The sequence below is a fragment of the Marinobacterium sp. xm-a-152 genome, assembly GCF_013282965.1.
Lineage (GTDB): Bacteria > Pseudomonadota > Gammaproteobacteria > Pseudomonadales > Balneatricaceae > Marinobacterium_E.
This window is the reverse complement of the sequence record NZ_WBYI01000006.1, coordinates 109,707-128,755: the sequence shown is the minus strand read 5'-3', so window position 1 is coordinate 128,755 and position 19,049 is coordinate 109,707. Positions and strand designations below refer to the sequence as shown.

The window sequence follows — 19,049 nt, the reverse complement described above, 5'->3', positions numbered from 1 at the left end:
CTATTTTAGAAGCGGGTTGATGCCCGCTTCTAGTAATAGATGGTTTAACCCAATCAGTGGCAGGCCAATTAGAGTATTAGGGTCTCTGCTCTCAATCGACTCAAACAGTGTGATACCTAACCCCTCGCATTTAAAACTGCCTGCGCAGTCCAGCGGTTGCTCGCGATCAATGTAAGCTGTGATCTCTGCGTCTGACAGTTCTCTAAAGGTCACGACAACCTCTTCTAGATACTCTCTAGTCTCCTCAGTTTGGCTGTTGAAAAGCGCCAAAGAGGTTAGAAAGCTGACACGCCGACCGCTGCACAAAGAGAGCTGGGTAATCGCTCTCTCTTTGGTTAAAGGTTTGCCAAGAATCAGCTGGTCAAGCGTAGCCAGTTGATCAGACCCTATAATCCAGTGTGCAGGGAACTCTTTAGCTAACGCCTTGGCTTTCAGTTGGGCTAAACGAGCCGCACAAGCCTCTGGAGACTCACCGGCTATTGGCGTCTCATCGATGTCGGGAGAGGCGTGTTCAAACTCATTTAAAATGCGAGACAGTAGTTCGCGGCGATATTTTGAGCTTGAGGCTAAAACGATCGGTAATTGGTGGCTTTTCATCGATATTCCGCTGCGATTTTGTGCAGATTGGGCTTTTGTTAGCTAAAGAGGCTCTAACCTAACAAATATCCTCAATTAATGGCATATATTCCTTTACAGTTGGGCTTCAGATCCCTAGAATTGCGCGCTTATGTCGAACGGCCCTCTTCCGAAAAAAGTCGACCCTCGGAAACTTGCCGAGCGGGAAGCAGTTTTAACAGGCACTATTGCACTGCAATCTATGCCTCAGCTCTGCTCCTTGCTGGTCAGTCCCTGTGGTGATGTCAATGTAGAACTGGCTTTTGCCCTTGATGAGCAGAAGCTAAGAACTGTGACCGGACAAGCGAACGTTGAAGTTCAGCAACAGTGTCAACGTTGCTTGGAGCCAGTGACATTGCAATTGGAAGCAGAGTTCAGTTTAGCCGTTGTGTTAAACGAAGAGCAGGCCAAGAATTTGCCCCGTTACTATGATCCTCTACTGTTAGAGGATGATGTAAATCTTGCAGATTTGGTCGGAGAAGAGTTGATACTGAGTTTACCAGCCGTCTGTTATCATGATGACTGTTCAGTAAAAATGTCCTTCGGCGAAGATGAGATACCTGCGGAGCAGATTGAAAAACCGAATCCATTTAGTGTGCTAGCGAGCCTTAAGAAGTAGCGCTAGTAAAGTAAGATCCAGGAGTAAAAACCATGGCAGTACAGCAGAACAAAAAGTCTCGTTCACGTCGCGATATGCGCCGTTCACACGATGCACTTAGCAACCCAACTCTTTCAGTTGAACAGACTACTGGTGAGACTCACCGTCGTCACCACATGACAGCTGACGGTTTCTACCGCGGTCGTCAGGTTGTTGCAAAAGGCGACGAGTAAGTCTTAGCCGTGCAACACAGTTATTGCATCGCTGTTGATGCAATGGGCGGGGACTTCGGTCCCCGTATTACTGTTGAGGCCTCCCTCGCAGTTCTTAAAGATCACCCTGATCTATCGATTACCCTTGTGGGTGATCAAGAGCAGATCGCTCCCTATCTTCCTAAAGACGCTAATTCACAGTTAAGCCTTGTGCATGCTTCATCGGTTATTACGGCCGATATGAGGGTAATTTCCGCTCTGCGTGAAGGCTCGGACAGCTCAATGCAGTTAGCTCTGGATCAGCTCGCATCAGGTTCGGCCTGTGCCGTTGTGAGTGCTGGCAATACGGGGGCTTTGATGGCCCTTGCGAGACGCACCTTGGGAATGATTCAGGGGATCGATCGTCCCGCTATCTCTGCAGCTATGCCGACCTTGAAAGGCGAGTGTCAGGTCGTCGATTTGGGCGCTAACTTAGACTCATCCCCAGAGATGCTAAAGCAGTTTGCTGTGTTGGGGCGCGCTTTGGTGCGGGTTACAACAGGTAGAGATCCAAAAATTGGTCTGCTTAACGTAGGCTCTGAAGAGACCAAGGGCAACGAGACGCTTCGTGAAGCGAGTGCTCAGATAGCGGAACTTCCAGAGGTGAACTACATCGGCTTTGTTGAAGGCGCTGATCTGTTTGTTGGTGAAGCGGATTTGATCGTCTGTGATGGTCTGGTCGGTAACGTGGCCCTAAAGAGTAGCGAAGGGGTCGCTAAGCTGCTAGCTCATCGACTGCGCCAGGTGTTTGCAGGTTCACTCTACAGTAAAGTCATCGCATGGCTGGCTAGCCCAATGCTGACAGCCCTGACTAAATCGCTCGATTCAGGTCAAAGAAATGGTGCACTGTTTTTAGGTTTGAATGGTCTGGTCGTTAAAAGTCATGGTGCTGCGAACGCTAATGACTTTAAGGCGGCTTTAGAAAACACTCTGAATATGCTTAAAGCCGATCTGCCTAACCAGTTGGCGGATCAGGTTGCTCAGGATCTAAACAGTTCCCCTTAAGGGTTCAGATATTCCTCATATGATGTAAACTCCGCATTAGGAATTTTTATGGAGTTAATCTCCGACAGTTAATCGAGGACAACATGTCTCAATCACTTGCATTGGTCTTCCCAGGCCAAGGTTCACAATCACTCGGTATGTTGAGTGATCTAGCTGCACAGCACTCTATTATCACGGATACGTTTAAAGAGGCTTCTGAAGCCTTAGGTCAGGATCTTTGGGCTATTGCTCAAGAGGGGCCTGAAGCGGTTCTTAATAGCACTGAGAATACACAACCCGTTCTGCTGACTTCGAGTGTCGCTCTGTGGCGTTTATGGCAACAGCAGGGTGGTGAAGCACCCTCGGTTGTCGCAGGTCACTCACTGGGTGAATACTCCGCGCTAGTTTGTGCTGGTGCTATCTCCTTGGCTGACGGTGTGCGTCTGGTTCGCCTTCGTGGCGAGTTGATGCAGGCTGCGGTTCCTGCTGGTACTGGGGCGATGGCGGCAATTCTTGGTCTTGATGACGCGGCTGTTGTGGCTGCTTGTGAGCAAGCCGCTCAAGGTGCAGTGGTCTCTGCTGTTAACTTTAACTGCCCAGGTCAGGTCGTAATTGCCGGTGAGAAAGCAGCGGTTGAGCGTGGTGTGGAAGCTTGTAAAGAGGCGGGTGCTAAACGTGCAGTAGAGCTACCTGTATCGGTGCCTTCTCACTGTGCTTTGATGCAGCCAGCAGCTGAGAAGTTGGCTGAAGCATTGGCAAAGATTGAGATTACACTGCCAGCGATTAAACTCATTCACAACGTCAATGCATCGACCTGTGAAGATGTTGCTGAATTGCGTGATCTGTTGGTGCAGCAGCTGTACAGTCCAGTGCGTTGGACTGAGAGCGTACAAGCAATGTTAGCACTGGGTGTTGATCGCACCGTTGAGTGTGGTCCAGGTAAAGTTCTGTCGGGTCTGAATAAGAAAGTCGATCGCGCATTAACCGTTTTGAATATTGGTGATTCTGCGGGTCTAGAAAAAGCCCTAGAAGCACAAAATAGCTAAGGATTAAAAGATGAGTTTAGAAAATAAAGTTGCGCTAGTAACAGGTGCTACCCGCGGTATCGGTAAAGCGATCGCAGAGAACCTCGCTGCACAGGGCGCTACCGTTCTAGGAACTGCGACCAGTGAAGGTGGTGCTAGTGCAATCACTGAATACTTAGCTGCAGCCGGTAATGCGGGTAAAGGTTATGTACTAAACGTCTCTGATAAAGAGTCGGTTGATGCGGTACTGGCACAGATCCAAGAGGAGTTCGGTGCGGTTACCATTCTGGTCAACAATGCTGGTATTACTAAAGACAACCTGATGATGCGTATGAAGGATGATGAGTGGGATTCTGTGCTGAATACCAATCTTTCGTCAGTCTACCGCATGGTTAAAGGTGTTCTACGCGGCATGACAAAAGCGCGCTGGGGTCGTGTGGTCAGCGTCAGCTCTGTTGTGGCCTCTATGGGTAACGCGGGTCAAGCAAACTACGCAGCAGCTAAAGCAGGTATGGAAGGTTTTTCACGTGCATTGGCTCGTGAATTAGGTAGTCGTAACGTGACGGTCAACTGTGTTGCGCCTGGTTTCATCGATACCGATATGACGGCTGATCTACCTGAAGCACATAAAGAGATGCTGCAGTCTCAGATATCACTGTCACGTCTAGGTAAGCCTGAAGAGATCGCAGCAGTCGTTGGTTTCTTATGCAGCGAATCTGGCGGTTATGTGACCGGTGAAACGATCCAGGTCAACGGTGGTATGTACATGGGTTAAAACCCCCGTTTAGGTGTGGTTTTTTACCGTATAAAAGGTTGTAATTTCCATCAGATAGCGGATAATTGCACCCAGTTAACAATTGTTGCTTATCTTTTATGTAAGCAGCGGTTTTCTAAAATTCCCAAAGTGTCAGTATAGATACAGTGGGCGTTGAAACATTATAGGAATCGATATGAGCAATATTGAAGATCGCGTTAAGAAAATTATCGCCGAGCAACTTGGTGTTAAAGAAGAAGAAGTGACTAACGAAGCTTCTTTCGTAGAAGACCTCGGTGCTGATTCACTTGACACTGTTGAACTAGTAATGGCTCTTGAAGAGGAATTCGAAACTGAAATTCCTGATGAAGAAGCTGAGAAAATCACTACAGTTCAGCTAGCAATCGACTACGTTAACGCTAACCAGTAATCGGTTCTACGTACGTTCGAAAAGCCGCACCTGCCTAGAGTAGTTGCGGCTTTTCTTTTATTAGCCCATCGGAGAGTTTTAGATGTCGCGCAATCGAGTTGTAGTCACAGGTCTTGGTCTATTAACACCTGTTGGTCAAACGGTCGATGACACTTGGTCAAATATTCTTGCGGGAAAGAGTGGTGCAGGCCCAATTGAGCATTTTGATGCTTCGGCTTTCAGCACACGTTTCTCATCATCTGTTAAAGATTTTCAACTAGAGCCTTACCTCAACCCTAAAGAGGCTCGTAAGATGGATCTGTTCATTCAATACGGCATGGTGGCTGCTATTCAAGCAGTTGAAGATTCCGGTATTGAAGTCTCAGAAGAGAATGCACCACGCATTGGTTGTGCCATTGGCTCCGGCATCGGTGGTCTACCAATGATTGAAAACACACACGACATACTGAATAAATCAGGCCCTCGTCGAGTCTCTCCATTTTTCGTTCCTGGCAGTATCATCAATATGATCGCCGGTAACCTAGCCATTAAATATGGCTTCCGTGGACCGAATATTGCGATCACAACCGCCTGTACAACCGGTACCCACAACATTGGTCATGCGATGCGCATGATTCAATACGGTGATGCTGATGTGATGATCGCAGGTGGCTCTGAGATGGCGACAACGCCACTTGGTTTGGGTGGTTTTGCCGCTGCGCGTGCCTTGTCGAGTCGTAACGACGATCCACAAGCAGCAAGTCGTCCATGGGATCGTGATCGTGATGGGTTTGTGCTGGGTGATGGTGCCGGAATGTTGGTACTTGAGTCCTATGAGCATGCTAAAGCGCGTGGTGCGAAGATCTACTGTGAGTTGAGTGGCTTTGGTATGAGTGATGACGCCTACCACATGACTTCACCACCAGAGGATGGTGCCGGTGCTGCTCTGTCGATGACTAATGCGATTAAAGATTCCGGTCTGAACGTCGATCAAATCAACTACATCAATGCACACGGCACATCGACTCCGGCGGGTGATATTGCGGAATCCAATGCGGCTAAAGCGGTGTTGGGAAGCGCTGCTTCAGATGTCCGTATGAGCTCGACTAAATCTATGATAGGTCACCTATTAGGGGCTGCAGGTGCTGTCGAAGCAGCCTTCTGTGTGCTGGCTCTTCGTGATCAAGTAGCGCCGCCTACGATCAACTTGGATAACCCAAGTGAAGGCTGTGACCTTAACTATGTGGCTCACACGGCCCAAGAGGCGAAGCTATTTGCCGCTATGTCCAACTCATTTGGCTTTGGTGGTACCAACGGTACACTCGTCTTTAACAAGATCTAGCGACCGTTGAGTCGGGTGCCTATCGGCCCCGACTCATACTGATTGCTAATACTCATTGGGTTTAGGTTTGTTAAAACGAACAGTCATAGTATTTGTTGCTTTTTTTATGGTGCTTGCCTCTGTTGGGTGGAGCCAATATCAGTCCGTTCTTGATCTTCCTAAACAGCGTCTAGCGCTCCAGCAACCAACCACCTTGACGGTTCCTACTGGCTATACGGCCTCACGCTTGGTTCAAGAGCTATCCGATCGTCACTGGTTGGATGAGCCGTTCAAACTTAAGTTACTGTTTAAGCTTCAGCCAGAACTCACCAAGTTGCGCAGCGGCGAGTATGAGGTAAGGGTGGGTGATACCCTAGAGACCCTGCTTGATCGTCTCATATCGGGTCGATCTGTGCAGTATCGAGTGACCCTTATTGAGGGGGCAACCGTTAAAGAGATGCTGGCCTCTCTTGCAGACAATGAACTGCTTGAGAAAACATTGAGTGCTACGGATGCCGCCAGTTTGTCGACTGAACTGGGCCTCAATGTCGATTCATCTGAAGGCCTATTTTTAGCCGAGACCTACTATTTTGAGCGGGGTACAACGGACAAAGAACTGCTGCTTCGTGCACACAGAATGCTTAATGATGTGTTAGATAAGCATTGGCAGAGTCGTGATATAACATTGCCGCTTGAGAGTTCCTACGAAGCCCTTATTCTGGCATCTATCATCGAGAAAGAGACGGGTTTGAGTAGTGAGCGGGGGCAGATCTCGGGTGTCTTCATTCGTCGTCTCAATCGGGGGATGCGACTGCAGACCGATCCAACCGTGATCTATGGCTTAGGTGAGCGTTATCAGGGCAATCTGACACGTAAGCATTTAAAAGAGTCGACACCCTATAACACTTATAGAATTCCAGCGCTCCCTCCTACGCCAATTGCATTGGTAGGGGAGGATGCGATTGTCGCAGCGCTTAATCCTGAGCCTGGTAAGGCGCTCTATTTTGTCGCCAAAGGTGACGGTTCGCACCAGTTTTCAGATACACTAGAGCAACACAATCGCGCCGTAAGAGAGTATCAATTGAAACGTCGCAAAGATTATCGTTCTACACCAGAGGCCAACTAATGCAAGGCAAGTTCATTACACTCGAAGGTGGTGAAGGGGTCGGTAAAACGACCAACTTAGACTACATTCAAGACTGTCTCGAATCGTCGGGTATCGATCTGGTCGTGACACGTGAACCGGGTGGAACTGAATTGGCTGAACAGGTTCGTGAGCTGCTTTTGACCCCGCGATCTGAATCGATGTCCGAGATGACAGAACTCCTTCTTGTCTTTGCTGCTCGAGCACAGCATGTTGAGACCCTCATTAAACCCGCTTTGGCTGAAGGTAAATGGGTGCTTTGTGATCGTTTTATCGATGCGACTCATGCTTATCAGGGTGGTGGCCGAGCGATGAATCAAACGACTATTGATCAGCTAGAGTCGTTGGTGTTGTCCGATCTTCAACCCGACTTAACCCTACTGCTAGACCTACCGGTTGAGGTAGGTATGAGCCGTGCGCGTGCACGAGCTGCGCTCGATCGCTTCGAACAAGAGGAGATGAGCTTCTTTGGTCGGGTACGCGATCGTTACCTAGAGCGTGCAGCGGCTTCAAACGGACGCATTCGAATTATTGATGCAGAGCCTTCCATTCCTCAGGTTCAAGCCCAAATTGCGGCGGTGCTGCGTGAGTTTGGAGTTGCCTTGTGAGCATTCTTCCTTGGCAGGCAGAGTATTGGCAGCGTATTGATCAGTTGATCGCTGATAATAAATTACCTCATGCGCTGCTATTGGCTGGGCATAAAGGGGTGGGTAAACGTGCGTTTGCTGAGCACCTCGCTAAACGCTTGCTCTGTAATAACCCTAGGGGTTCAGAACCCTGTGGTCAGTGTAAAACCTGTGAGCTGATTCAGCACGAAACGCATCCGGATCTGCTTCACCTTTCACCTGAAGAGGCCGGCAAGGTGATCAAAGTTGATCAGGTGCGCGAAACCATTGATCGCTTGCACGGCACTGCGCAGCAGGGTGGTTATCGCGTCTTGATCATCGATCCTGCAGAAGAGATGAATATCTCTGCGGCCAATGCTCTGTTGAAAACCCTCGAAGAACCTGGCAATAACACACTCATTCTGTTGATTGTTCACCAGTTAGGTCAAGTGATGCCGACCATTCGTAGTCGTTGTCAAAGAGTTGAATTTAGCCTGCCTGAAGCCGGTTTGGCGACCGATTGGTTGGCCGAAAAGCTTCAGCTACCACCGGAAAAAGCCAAAGGTTACTTGGGGTTAGCGCAAGGAGCTCCATTAACAGCTTACGAATGGAAGTCCGGCGGTGCGATTGATCTTCGTGCCAATTTTCTGGGTGGCTTGGCCGATCTGTTGCGTGCACGAGTCAGCCCAGTCGCCTTGGCAGAGAAATACCAAAAAGAGGATCTGCGTCTGCCTCTAATTTGGTGGCAATCTCTGTTGGGTGATATTGTTAGAATTCAGATGGCGCAGGATGAACAGCCTCGTATCAACTTGGATATGCGTAAGATGGTGGATTCAGTTGCAAAACAGGCGAATGCAAGCCGTGTACTGAAACTCTATGAGTCAGTTCAAGTTGAATTAAACGCGATCCAACGCCACCTAAACCCCAATAAGCAGCTACTATTAGAGAAACTGTTTTTTGATTGGAAAGAGTTGAGTGTTAAGTAATGGTTGAGACAGTTAAATCAGAAAATCACGGCATCCTCGGTCTCGTTATACATACGAAAGAGGATCTCTATCGTGCTTACATGCCGTTTTTAGAGCGTGGTGGTCTGTTTATACCAACCAAAGATCAGTACGAGCTAGGCGAAGAGATCTTCCTGCTGCTATCGCTAATGGGCGAGCCTGATAAGATCCCTGTCACCGGCAAAGTGGTTTGGCAAACACCCAAGAATGCGCAGGGCGGTAAAGTGCCGGGGATTGGCATTCAACTCTCATCTGACGAGACTGAGCTGCTTAAGAAGATTGATACCTACCTTGCGGGTGCACACGAATCGGGCCGTCAAACCCTTACCATTTAATTTTCATCGTTTTCAAAGTTTACAATCATGTTCATCGATTCTCATTGTCACTTAGACCGTTTAGATCTCTCCAAACATAACGATTCACTGACTGAGCTGCTTAATGATGCGCGTCAACGCGGTGTATCTAAAATGCTCTGTGTCGGTATCGATATGAATCTCTACCCTGCGATGTTGGAGGCGATAGAGGGACAGTCTGATGTCTACGCTTCGGTTGGCATTCACCCATGCCACGTCGAAGAGAGTCCTTGGGATGAAGCTCAGATTCGCCAAGCGGTTGCGGCTAATCAGCGTGTCGTTGCCTTAGGTGAGACTGGACTCGATTTCTTCTATAAGACGGATACCAAAGAGCAGCAGGTAGAGAGTTTTGCTAACCACTTAAAGCTGGGAAGTGAGTTGGATCTCCCCGTCATCATTCACACACGTGAAGCGAGAGAAGAGACGCTTGAGGTGATGCAGGAGCATGCGGATCCAAAGACTGCTGGGGTGATGCACTGTTTTACAGAGACGATGGAGATGGCGATGCGCTCAATTGAGCTCGGCTTTATGATCTCTTTCTCAGGCATTATCACCTTTAAGAACGCCGCAGATCTTCGCGAGGTCGTTAAAGCGGTTCCATTGGATAAGTTCCTCATTGAGACCGATTCACCCTATCTAGCGCCTGTACCTTATCGCGGTAAACCGAACCAACCAGGTTACGTCGCAGAAGTCGCACAGTGCGTTGCTGATCTTAAAGGGCTACGAGTAGAAGAGGTGGCTGAACGTTCAGCGGCTAACTTCCACCGCCTGTTCAAAAAAGCGGTTTAGATAACCTACAGACAGTTGTCCGGTTTAGGCAGTCCTGCAATCAGGGCAATACGTTTAACCGGGCTACCCTCGCCAGGAAAGAGCTGCATTAGGTAGATACTTTTCCCTTTATCAGCCCCCAGATGCAGTGTGGTGTATTTGATGAACGGACGCATCGCAGGGGATAGTTCAAACTCTTGATAGAACTGACGCATCAGGTCAATCAATTCCCAGTGAGCTTCTGTAAGCTCTAGATCAATGCTCTCTGCAAAGGACTCAGCCAGCTCAACATTCCACTGAGTTAAATTTTCTAGGTACCCTTCGGCATCCAATGGGTAGCTAACACCGTTAACCAGCAGATCACTCATTAGAACCAACTCACAGAGCGCGGATACTGAATCGTCAGATCGACAAACCCACCATCGCTACAGGTCGGTAATGAACTAAGGACCCCACGAGCCTGGCAATCGCACTCTAAAACCGTCGCGGGGCAGGGGAGTTCTTGTAATGAACGGCTTAAGCCTTCAGAAGCCCAGTAGACGCCATTTTCGATAAGAAGTAGATGATCATCAGCCTGCAGTAGCTCAAGGCATGCCTGAAGCTTGTTGGGGCTGTTAGGCGGTGTATTGACGATGTAGAGAGTGCCTCTGATCTTGTCGTTGGAGCTAGACATGGAAAATATGATCCTGTTGGCGAATGAGTAGTGCGATCTCAGAACGACTCAACGCTTTTGCCGGCAGAGCAAGCTTGTCTTGAGTAATGCCTCGCTCCTCTAAAGAGTCAGCACAATAGAAGAGATCCTCTACATCGTAGAGCGGAAGCGCCTGCTGCATGGCGGAAAGGTTTTTCTGCTCTATCACTGCTGGGTTTTGATCCGGTAGCAGTTGGAACACGCCATCACCCTGAAACAGAAGAGAGACCTTCTGATCAAACAGAGCGGCAGCCAAAGCAAGGTCAGTTGCCTCTCGGGCTTGAGCGCTTCCATAAGGTGCTGAAGAGGTGATCACAAGAAACTGTTTCATGAACCAGCCCCAAAGGTAACGACACGGTCAGATTCCACCGCACTGGCGACTAGCTGCCCCAGACCCGATAGATCATAGCCGTCCGCTAAATTGTCACCCGTCTTGCTGTAGCGGCTACTCTCCGCTGAGTTAATAACCCCACGCCGTACCGCCGCCGCAATGCAGACAACAGCATCCAGTGAGTGTTGAGTAACAAACTGCTGCCACTGCTCAGGCAGGTTTAACTCATCTTGCGGAGCAACACTGTGACTGGTCGCATTGTGAACCCCAGCACCATAAAAAAATAGGCGCTCAATGCTATGACCCGCCTTCAAAAGCGTACGAGCAAAGCGCAAAGCGGTATGGCTGCTCTGATGATCGATCGGCGCGGATTGAATGATGAGGGTGTATTTCATGGTGAGAATTCTAACAACTTATTTTTGATAGGCACATCTTTGTGGGTGTTTTGTTATTGAAGATCAAAAGCGAATACCCAGCCTAAAGGCTGGCCATTGGCACTCTCGATCGGACGTGGACGACTGGCATGAAGTTCGAATCTGGCAATGTTGGAGCGGTCTTGAAAAGGCCGCGATGTGTATTAACGTGAATTTAGCTAACGGCACCAGTGACTGGCTTTAGCCTGTCATCTGCTATATCGGTGTTTTCCAGATTGGTAATAAAGCCTACCTGCGGTTGACAGGCTGAAGGCCAGTTAAGTCCAGGGATGGTCTATATGCAGTCATTGCAGGAGCAAATTACTGCCACCGAAAAGATCGCCACCTCTTCGATATGCCTCCAACAAAAAATCCCCGCTATTGCGGGGATTTTTAAAGAAACTCAAACAACAAATTAGTCGTCGTTAAACGCACCCACTAGGCTCAGTAGGTGAACAAACAAGTTGTAGACGTTTAGGTAGAGACCCACCGTCGCCATGATGTAGTTAGTGTAGGTACCGTTGATGATGTTGCTTGTATCGTACAGAAGGAAACCTGCCATTAGGAATACAACCGCGGCAGAGAAAGCAAGCTGCATGCCTGATACATCCACACCGAACAGAGGCAGGATGAACATCGCAAGCATTGCTACGATCAGTACGATAGAGCCCGCAGCCAGGAATCCACCCATGAAGCTAAAATCACGGCGGCTAGACATGACGTAGCCCGTTAGACCGAAGAAGGTTACAGCAGTCATACCCAGAGCCGTCGCTACAATTTGACCGCCATTCGGTAGTGCTAGGTAGGAGTTAAGGATTGGTCCTAGACCAAAACCCATTAAACCTGTGAAAAGGAAGGTCAATGGAAGTGCAGCGGCTGTATTCTGCTTCTTGTTGATGACAAAAAGCATAATGAAGCTGACGATGATGCTTCCTAGGTAGACGATAAACGGTGGGTTGATCGCCATAGAGATAACGGCAGTGACGGTACTGAATACCATGGTCATCGCAAGCAGCATGTATGTGTTGCGAATCATTTTATTGGTATCGCGTACGGCACCCTGTGCTTGTGTGTTGATACTGTCGTAAGTGGCCATAATGTCCTCTTCTCGTTGCTGGTTTGGTTCGGTTTATTACAACCTGAACGCTTTAGTTTTATAGCTCTTTATAATGTTGAGCATTTTACTCAAGATTTCAAGTTTTTAGTTATGATTTTTAACCTTAACCCCCAGTAAATATGGGGCTTTTAAGTAATATCGATTGGTTCGAAGTGGATGCTTAAATGATTCAATGCCGGTACAATTCTGCAATAAATTTTTATTAAAGGGTTGTTGGGTTTGGCACAAGCACACGAGAGTTTTCAATTTATCCGTTCAGAAATGATCAACTCGCTCGGAATCGAAATGAGCGAGTATGAGCACAAGGCGACAGGGGCTAAGCACTTCCACCTTGCAACTGATTATGATGAAAACGTCTTCTTAGTGGCCTTCAGAACCATGCCTGAAGATTCAACCGGGGTGGCTCATATCCTCGAACATACAGCGCTTTGTGGTAGTGAGCGTTTTCCTGTTCGTGATCCCTTCTTCATGATGACTCGCCGTTCACTGAATACCTTCATGAACGCGTTTACCAGCAGCGATTGGACTGCGTACCCCTTTGCCAGCCAGAACCGTAAAGACTTTTTCAATCTCTTGGATGTCTATCTTGATGCTGCATTTTTCCCGCGTCTCGACCCATTAGATTTTGCGCAAGAGGGACACCGTGTAGAGCTAGCGGAAGCGGGTAATCCAGAGTCGGACCTGCTCTTTAAAGGAGTCGTATTCAACGAGATGAAGGGGGCCATGAGCTCAACCACATCGGTGCTGTGGCAAACCGTCTCTAAATACCTTTTCCCAACGACGACCTACCACTACAACTCGGGCGGAGAACCTGCGGATATTCCAGATCTGACATACGATCAGTTAAAAGCCTTTCATGAGACCCACTATCACCCAAGTAATGCCATTGTCATGACCTTTGGTGATATTCCCGTTGACGAATTACAGCGTCGCTTTGAAGAGCAGGCGTTTAATCGTTTTGAACGACTCGATTCTGAATTAAGTGTGCCTGATGAGAAGCGTTACTTTGCCCCGATCAAGGTAGAAGAGGCCTACCCACTCGATCAGGGTGAGACAGAGGGTAAGACCCATCATGTCATTGGTTGGTTGACCAAACCGTCGATCGATCTTAAGGCAGAGCTTGAGGGGCAACTTCTGTCACGCGTTCTGTTGGATAATTCCAGTTCACCCCTGCGAGCCGCTCTAGAGTCAACAGATTTAGGAGCTGCACCTTCACCGCTTTGTGGTATCGAGGACTCTAATCGCGAAATGTCATTCCTCTGTGGTATCGAGGGGAGTGAGCCTGAGCGAGCGGCGCAGTTTGAGCAGCTGGTGTTGGATACGCTGCAAGAGGTGGTTGATCAGGGTGTTGATCCATCCGTTGTGGCCGCCCAACTGCACCAGTTGGAGCTTCAACAACGAGAAATTACTGGTGATCACTACCCCTTTGGTATGTCGCTAATCCTAGCCTCCCTATCAAATGCGATTCACCGTGGTGATGCCATTGCGAGCCTCAATATTGACTCTGTTCTGGATCAACTACGAGAGGAGATTAAAGACCCTCAGTTCATTCCGAATCTAGTAAAAACTTGGTTGCTCGATAACCCGCACCGTGTGCTACTCACTCTAAGGCCTGATACCGAATTGAGTCAGCGTAAAGATCAGGCTGAGGCGGATCGTCTGGCCCAATACAAACAGAGTTTGAGTCGTGAAGCGTTAGAGTCGATCGATGCGCTCGCTAAACAGCTCGAAGAGCGTCAAACCCAAGCCGATGACCCTTCACTGCTGCCAAAAGTGACCTTAGAGGATGTTCCTGTTGAATGTCACTTCCCGGTAGGTGATCAGGTCAATGATTCCACTACTTGGTTTACAGCCGGCACCAATGGCATCGTCTACCAACAGCTGCTGTTTGATCTGCCAGAACTAACGGCAAGGCAGCAGACCCTTCTACCACTCTACACTCAGTGTCTAACGGAATTGGGTAGTGCTGGCCGAACCTACAAAGAGCACCAGGCATTGGAGAGTGCCATCAGTGGTGGAATCTCAGCTTCTATCAATGCGCGAGCGGCGACCGATGATGCGACGCAACTGCGCGCTATCCTGATCTTATCCGGCAAAGGGTTGGTTGTTAATCAAGCGGCACTCTCTGAGTTGATGGCCGATATGTTGGTTTCAGCACCTTTTAATGAGACGGCTCGTATTGCTGAGTTGCTAAACCAGAACGCGTCTCGAAAAGAGCAGTCTGTTACTGGGCAGGGTCACTCGTTAGCGATTTTGGCCGCCAGTGCAGGTCTAGCACCTGGGGCCGGTTTCTCACACGCCTCTAGAGGTTTGCCATCGATTAAATTGGCCCGTGAGTTGGCTGATCAATCCAGTGATGAAAGCCAGTTGAACGCCCTGGCTGAAGAGCTTAGAGGCATTCACCAAGCAATAATGGCCTCTAGCCCTAAAGCGCTGTTAGTGGCTGATTCAGAGCATAAAGAGAGCTGTCTGCGCCAGTTTGAAAAAGAGTTCGCGCGTCTATCCTCTGGTTCGGTCGATAAGCCTTTCCAAGTATCGGCTGAAGCGCCAGTGAAGCAGCAGGCTTGGATTGTTAATACACAGGTAAACTTCTGTGCCAAGGTCTTCAGGACCGTTACTGTTGCGCATCCAGATGCCGCCGCGTTGACCGTTGCTGGTGAGATTCTCCGCAACGGTTACCTGCATCGTGCCATTCGAGAGCAGGGTGGTGCTTACGGTTCGGGTGCTAGCCAAGACAGTGGTGACGGGCTATTCCGTTTCTACAGCTACCGTGATCCCAACAGCATCGAGACGATCAACCATTTCGATCAATCAGTGGCTTGGTTGCTTGACGGTGGTGCGGATTCTGAAAAGTTGGAAGAGGCAATCTTGGGTGTGATCAGTTCGATCGATAAACCGGGTTCACCGGCTGGCGAAGCTAAAGCGACTCACCTGAATGCGCTCTTTGGCCGTACACCGGAACAACGCATGGAGTATCGCTCAAGAGTGTTAGCTGTCACCTTAGGTGATATTGAGCGCGTCGTTAATCAGTATCTATCAAACCCTGAAGAGGGCTATGAAGCGATTGTGACCAGCGCTAAAACGGCAGAGACTCTCTCTGACGACTACCAGCGATTCTCGTTGTGAGTGAGCAGGGGGCGAACCAGCTCTTAAAAGGAGTTCTGTTAGTTATTTTTGCAGAAGCTGTCTTGGTGGCTACCGGTGTGTTAATTCGAACCGTTGCTGAGTCGCTCTCGGTTGCACAGTTGGTCTTCTTACGAAACGCCTTTGGTCTGCTCATTATGCTACCACTGGTGTTGGGTGCGAAGGGGATCTCGCTGAAAACCTCACGCATCAACCTTCATTTGGGTAGGGCTCTGGTTGGTGTCTCTGCTATGTCCTGTCTCTACTATGGCTGGACCCATCTTCCTCTGGGTACGGCAGCCCTATTAAAACAGACGGCACCGCTGTTCATGCCACTGCTGGCGCTCTGGTTCTTGAAAGAGAAGATCCACCCCATTCTTTTTTGGTCCCTACCGATCGGGTTTGTTGGGGTAGCACTAGTCCTTAATCCGGCCAATGCCGGTTTGCAACTGGCAGTATTGATAGGCCTTGCTGGTGCTGTGCTGGGGGCTCAAGCAAAAATTTTCGTGCGTAAAATGAAAGATACAGAACCCTCTCGCAGGGTGGTCTTCTACTTCTCGCTATTTGCGTCACTATTCAGTGCACCCTTTGCACTGCAGGGGTGGGTGGCACTGGGCTGGTTTGAGTTAGCGGGTGTTATTGGAATCGCTGCGCTATCGACCTTGGCGCAACTCTCAATGACTAAGGCATACCATAGCGCCCCCGCTGGTTATCTTGGGCCATTCACCTACAGCTCAGTCATCATAGCCAGTCTGGTCGGTTGGTTGTTGTGGGATGAGACTCTAGCAACCTTAACGATTGCCGGTATGGGGTTAATTGTGTTGGGTGGGGTGATGACGTTGAAAGCGAAAGCGTAGGATTGGCAGTATGCCGGTGACTGGTATTCAGCCTGTCACCCGCTCTTTTAGTTTACTGCCAAGCTCTGCACGTAATTTAAAAGCGGATGACAGGCTTCAGCCTGTCACCAGTACGTTGGAGCCTTATCGAAGATGAGGCGATCTTTTTCGCGACCTTTTCAAGATCGCTCCAACAAAAAAACCGCGGCAAGCCGCGGTTTTTTTATTCACGCTAACCCTTAGGCATCGATGATGCTGTTTAGAGTCTCACTTGGGCGCATAACCTTAGTTACAACGTCTAGCGGTGCATGGTAGTAACCCTGAAGATCCGCTGGGTTGCCTTGAACGGCTGCTAGCTCTTCTAGGATTTTCGCTTCGTTAGCGCTTAGGTCTTCAGCAACTTTAGCGAAGGTTGCTGCTAGCTCTTTATCTTCTTCCTGCTGTGCAAGTTCCTGTGCCCAGTAAAGGCCTAGGTAGAAGTGGCTTCCGCGGTTGTCCAGTTCACCAGTACGACGAGAAGGTGACTTACCACGCTCAAGTAGTGTTTCAGTTGCACGATCGAGTGCTGCTGCAAGAACTTTAGCACGTGGTTTGTTCTCTTTGATGCCTAGCTCTTCTAGTGAGACACCGATTGCAAGGAATTCACCTAATGAGTCCCAACGTAGGTGGTTCTCTTCGACAACCTGCTGTACGTGCTTAGGTGCAGAACCACCAGCGCCTGTTTCGTACATACCGCCGCCCGCAAGCATTGGAACAACGGATAGCATCTTAGCAGAAGTGCCTAGCTCCATGATTGGGAATAGGTCGGTTAGGTAGTCACGAAGTACGTTACCGGTAACAGAGATGGTATCCATGCCACGGATTAGACGCTCACAAGTAGAGCGCATCGCGCGTACGTAAGACATGATGCGAAGATCTAGACCTTCAGTGTCGTGTTCTTGTAGGTAGAGTTCTACCTTCTTACGAAGTTCACGGTCGTGGGCACGTTCAGCGTCTAGCCAGAAGATCGCAGGAGTGTCTGATTGACGTGAACGAGTCACAGCCAATTTAACCCAGTCACGGATCGCAGCATCTTTGGTCTGACACGCACGCCAGATATCACCTTTCTCAACTTTGTGGCCCATCAATACAGTGCCGTCTTCAGCAACGACGCGCATGATGCCATCCTCTTCCATTTCGAAGGTCTTATCGTGCGAACCGTACTCTTCCGCTTTCATCGCCATTAGACCGACGTTTGGAACGGTACCCATAGTCGTTGGATCGAATGCACCGTGAGTCTTACAGAAGTTGATCATCTCCTGGTAGATACGAGCGTAAGTCGATTCAGGCATGACCGCTTTAGTGTCTTTAGTCTTGCCGTCAGGGCCCCACATCTTACCTGAGTTACGGATCATCGCAGGCATAGAGGCGTCGACGATAACGTCTGAAGGTACGTGAAGGTTAGTGATGCCTTTAACGGAATCAACCATCGCCATTTCTGGGCGGTGCAGTGCAGCTGCGTGGATATCTTCTAGGATCTCTTCACGCTTAGAGTTAGGCAGTGTTTCAAGCTTATCAAGAATGTTACCCATACCGTTGTTAGGGTTAACACCTAGCTCTTCAAACAGCTCGCCCCACTTGTCCCATACCTCTTTGTAGAAGACAGTCACAGCGTGACCAAATACGATAGGGTGAGAGACTTTCATCATGGTCGCTTTTACGTGAAGTGACCACATAACGCCAGACTCTTTACAGTCTTGTAGAGTCTCTTCGAAGAAATTGCGAAGCGCTTTAGCGCTCATGAACATGCCGTCAAGCACTTCACCTTTCTGAAGGTCTAGCTCTTTCTTAACGGTGATGTTGCCATCGCCACAGATGAACTCGATACGGACCTTAGTGTCCTTCTCCATCGTTACAGACTGTTCGCTTGAGAAGAAGTCGCCGCCGTTCATGTAGTCAGCGTGTGTACGTGATGCTTTGCTCCACTGACCCATGCTGTGTGGGTGCTTGCGTGCAAAGGCTTTAACAGCCGCTGGAGCACGACGGTCTGAGTTACCCTGACGTAGTACAGGGTTAACAGCGGAACCTAGAATCTTAGAGTAACGATCACGGATCTCGATCTCTTTGTCGTTACGTGGCTCATCTGGGAATTCAGGTACGTGGTAGCCCTGGCCCTGAAGTTCAGCAATTGCAGCTTTCAACTGAGGTACAGAGGCTGAGATGTTTGGTAGTTTGATCAGGTTAAGGTTTGGATCAGAGGTCATGTTACCTAGTTGTGCTAGACCGTCTTCAACCTTCTGTTGATCGTTAAGGTACTCGGGGAAAGAGGAGAGGATACGTCCTGCTAGTGAGATGTCGCAGAGTTCAACATTAATGTCTGCGGTTTTAGCAAACTTACGTACGATCGGTAGTAGTGATGCTGTCGCAAGTGCTGGTGCTTCGTCAGTGAGTGTGTAGACGATGGTACTTGGTTTTTTAGCCATTCTAGTCCCCAAATGTTAACGGTAGGATTCCATCAAATTGAAGTTTGTGACCTCAATTTATTTCCTTCGGAATCTGCGGTGATAGTTTCGCAGCGCGCATTATACTGGGGTGTGTAGTTATTTTACAGAGCGGGACTAAGACTTAAGGTGTAGGAGTGCTAGGTCGATTTGGATCAAGTTAAGTCGGGAAAGTTATAAGGTGGATTGGCGTGGTTTATCCAGAGGTTTTGCTAAGACCGGGTGAC

The 19,049-nt window shown here is 49.0% G+C and carries 21 protein-coding genes; 14 read left to right on the top strand and 7 right to left on the bottom strand.

Features of this window, described 5'->3' with window-relative positions:
* Positions 1-597 carry a nucleoside triphosphate pyrophosphatase gene (locus XMA152_RS07375; protein WP_173481605.1) on the bottom strand — a complete coding sequence of 199 codons (597 nt, stop codon included), beginning with the start codon at positions 595-597 and terminating at the stop codon, positions 1-3.
* Between the two features lie 130 nt (positions 598-727).
* Here XMA152_RS07375 and XMA152_RS07370 point away from each other — a divergent pair, with 130 nt between their 5' ends.
* The 12 genes from XMA152_RS07370 (at position 728) to XMA152_RS07315 (ending at position 9,852) form a co-directional block, all read left to right on the top strand.
* Positions 728-1,234, top strand: coding sequence for a YceD family protein (locus tag XMA152_RS07370; protein ID WP_173481604.1), 507 nt, complete (start codon positions 728-730; stop codon positions 1,232-1,234).
* A 32-nt stretch (positions 1,235-1,266) separates the two neighbouring features.
* A complete protein-coding gene (gene rpmF, locus XMA152_RS07365; protein WP_173481603.1) occupies positions 1,267-1,446 on the top strand; it encodes a 50S ribosomal protein L32 in 180 nt (59 codons plus the stop codon).
* 9 nt (positions 1,447-1,455) lie between these two features.
* Positions 1,456-2,469 carry a phosphate acyltransferase PlsX gene (gene plsX / locus XMA152_RS07360; protein WP_173483199.1) on the top strand — a complete coding sequence of 338 codons (1,014 nt, stop codon included), beginning with the start codon at positions 1,456-1,458 and terminating at the stop codon, positions 2,467-2,469.
* 83 nt (positions 2,470-2,552) lie between these two features.
* Entirely contained in the window at positions 2,553-3,494 is a 942-nt protein-coding gene (gene fabD, locus XMA152_RS07355) for an ACP S-malonyltransferase (protein WP_173483198.1), read from the top strand.
* 10 nt (positions 3,495-3,504) lie between these two features.
* Positions 3,505-4,248: a 3-oxoacyl-ACP reductase FabG gene (fabG, locus tag XMA152_RS07350; protein WP_173481600.1), complete on the top strand. Its 744-nt coding sequence runs from the start codon at positions 3,505-3,507 to the stop codon at positions 4,246-4,248.
* 175 nt (positions 4,249-4,423) lie between these two features.
* On the top strand, positions 4,424-4,657 hold the full coding sequence (acpP, locus tag XMA152_RS07345) for an acyl carrier protein (RefSeq protein ID WP_173481599.1): 234 nt from the start codon (positions 4,424-4,426) through the stop codon (positions 4,655-4,657).
* A gap of 82 nt (positions 4,658-4,739) precedes the next feature.
* Positions 4,740-5,978, top strand: a complete 1,239-nt coding sequence (fabF, locus tag XMA152_RS07340; RefSeq protein ID WP_173481598.1) for a beta-ketoacyl-ACP synthase II — start codon at positions 4,740-4,742, stop codon at positions 5,976-5,978.
* A gap of 67 nt (positions 5,979-6,045) precedes the next feature.
* A complete protein-coding gene (mltG, locus tag XMA152_RS07335; protein WP_173481597.1) occupies positions 6,046-7,083 on the top strand; it encodes an endolytic transglycosylase MltG in 1,038 nt (345 codons plus the stop codon).
* Positions 7,083-7,709, top strand: a complete 627-nt coding sequence (tmk, locus tag XMA152_RS07330; RefSeq protein WP_173483197.1) for a dTMP kinase — start codon at positions 7,083-7,085, stop codon at positions 7,707-7,709. The genes mltG and tmk overlap by 1 nt, the downstream gene beginning before the upstream one ends.
* Positions 7,706-8,692, top strand: coding sequence for a DNA polymerase III subunit delta' (locus tag XMA152_RS07325; RefSeq protein ID WP_173483196.1), 987 nt, complete (start codon positions 7,706-7,708; stop codon positions 8,690-8,692). Before tmk ends, XMA152_RS07325 begins: the two co-directional genes overlap by 4 nt.
* Positions 8,692-9,045 carry a PilZ domain-containing protein gene (locus tag XMA152_RS07320; protein WP_173481594.1) on the top strand — a complete coding sequence of 118 codons (354 nt, stop codon included), beginning with the start codon at positions 8,692-8,694 and terminating at the stop codon, positions 9,043-9,045. The genes XMA152_RS07325 and XMA152_RS07320 overlap by 1 nt, the downstream gene beginning before the upstream one ends.
* 27 nt (positions 9,046-9,072) lie before the next feature.
* A complete protein-coding gene (locus XMA152_RS07315; protein WP_173483195.1) occupies positions 9,073-9,852 on the top strand; it encodes a TatD family hydrolase in 780 nt (259 codons plus the stop codon).
* A 5-nt stretch (positions 9,853-9,857) separates the two neighbouring features.
* Here XMA152_RS07315 and XMA152_RS07310 read toward each other — a convergent pair whose 3' ends face one another.
* From XMA152_RS07310 to XMA152_RS07290, 5 genes are all read right to left on the bottom strand, one after another.
* Positions 9,858-10,199, bottom strand: a complete 342-nt coding sequence (locus XMA152_RS07310; protein ID WP_173481592.1) for a TusE/DsrC/DsvC family sulfur relay protein — start codon at positions 10,197-10,199, stop codon at positions 9,858-9,860.
* Positions 10,199-10,504 carry a sulfurtransferase complex subunit TusB gene (gene tusB, locus XMA152_RS07305; RefSeq protein WP_173481591.1) on the bottom strand — a complete coding sequence of 102 codons (306 nt, stop codon included), beginning with the start codon at positions 10,502-10,504 and terminating at the stop codon, positions 10,199-10,201. The genes XMA152_RS07310 and tusB overlap by 1 nt, the downstream gene beginning before the upstream one ends.
* Positions 10,497-10,853 (bottom strand): sulfurtransferase complex subunit TusC, encoded by a 357-nt coding sequence (gene tusC, locus XMA152_RS07300; RefSeq protein ID WP_173481590.1) that lies wholly within the window; start codon positions 10,851-10,853, stop codon positions 10,497-10,499. The genes tusB and tusC overlap by 8 nt, the downstream gene beginning before the upstream one ends.
* Entirely contained in the window at positions 10,850-11,248 is a 399-nt protein-coding gene (gene tusD, locus XMA152_RS07295) for a sulfurtransferase complex subunit TusD (RefSeq protein ID WP_173481589.1), read from the bottom strand. The genes tusC and tusD overlap by 4 nt, the downstream gene beginning before the upstream one ends.
* A gap of 433 nt (positions 11,249-11,681) precedes the next feature.
* Positions 11,682-12,362 (bottom strand): Bax inhibitor-1/YccA family protein, encoded by a 681-nt coding sequence (locus tag XMA152_RS07290; RefSeq protein ID WP_173481588.1) that lies wholly within the window; start codon positions 12,360-12,362, stop codon positions 11,682-11,684.
* A gap of 240 nt (positions 12,363-12,602) precedes the next feature.
* Here XMA152_RS07290 and XMA152_RS07285 point away from each other — a divergent pair, with 240 nt between their 5' ends.
* Together XMA152_RS07285 and XMA152_RS07280 are read left to right on the top strand one after the other, a co-directional pair.
* The gene (locus XMA152_RS07285; protein ID WP_371813295.1) at positions 12,603-15,509 is read left to right on the top strand and encodes an insulinase family protein; all 2,907 of its coding nucleotides are present in this window, start codon (positions 12,603-12,605) and stop codon (positions 15,507-15,509) included.
* Entirely contained in the window at positions 15,506-16,363 is an 858-nt protein-coding gene (locus XMA152_RS07280) for a DMT family transporter (RefSeq protein ID WP_173483194.1), read from the top strand. Before XMA152_RS07285 ends, XMA152_RS07280 begins: the two co-directional genes overlap by 4 nt.
* Before the next feature lie 218 nt (positions 16,364-16,581).
* Here the strand turns inward: XMA152_RS07280 and XMA152_RS07275 are convergent, their stop codons facing one another.
* Positions 16,582-18,804 carry an NADP-dependent isocitrate dehydrogenase gene (locus tag XMA152_RS07275; protein ID WP_173481586.1) on the bottom strand — a complete coding sequence of 741 codons (2,223 nt, stop codon included), beginning with the start codon at positions 18,802-18,804 and terminating at the stop codon, positions 16,582-16,584.
* Positions 18,805-19,049 lie beyond the last annotated feature (245 nt).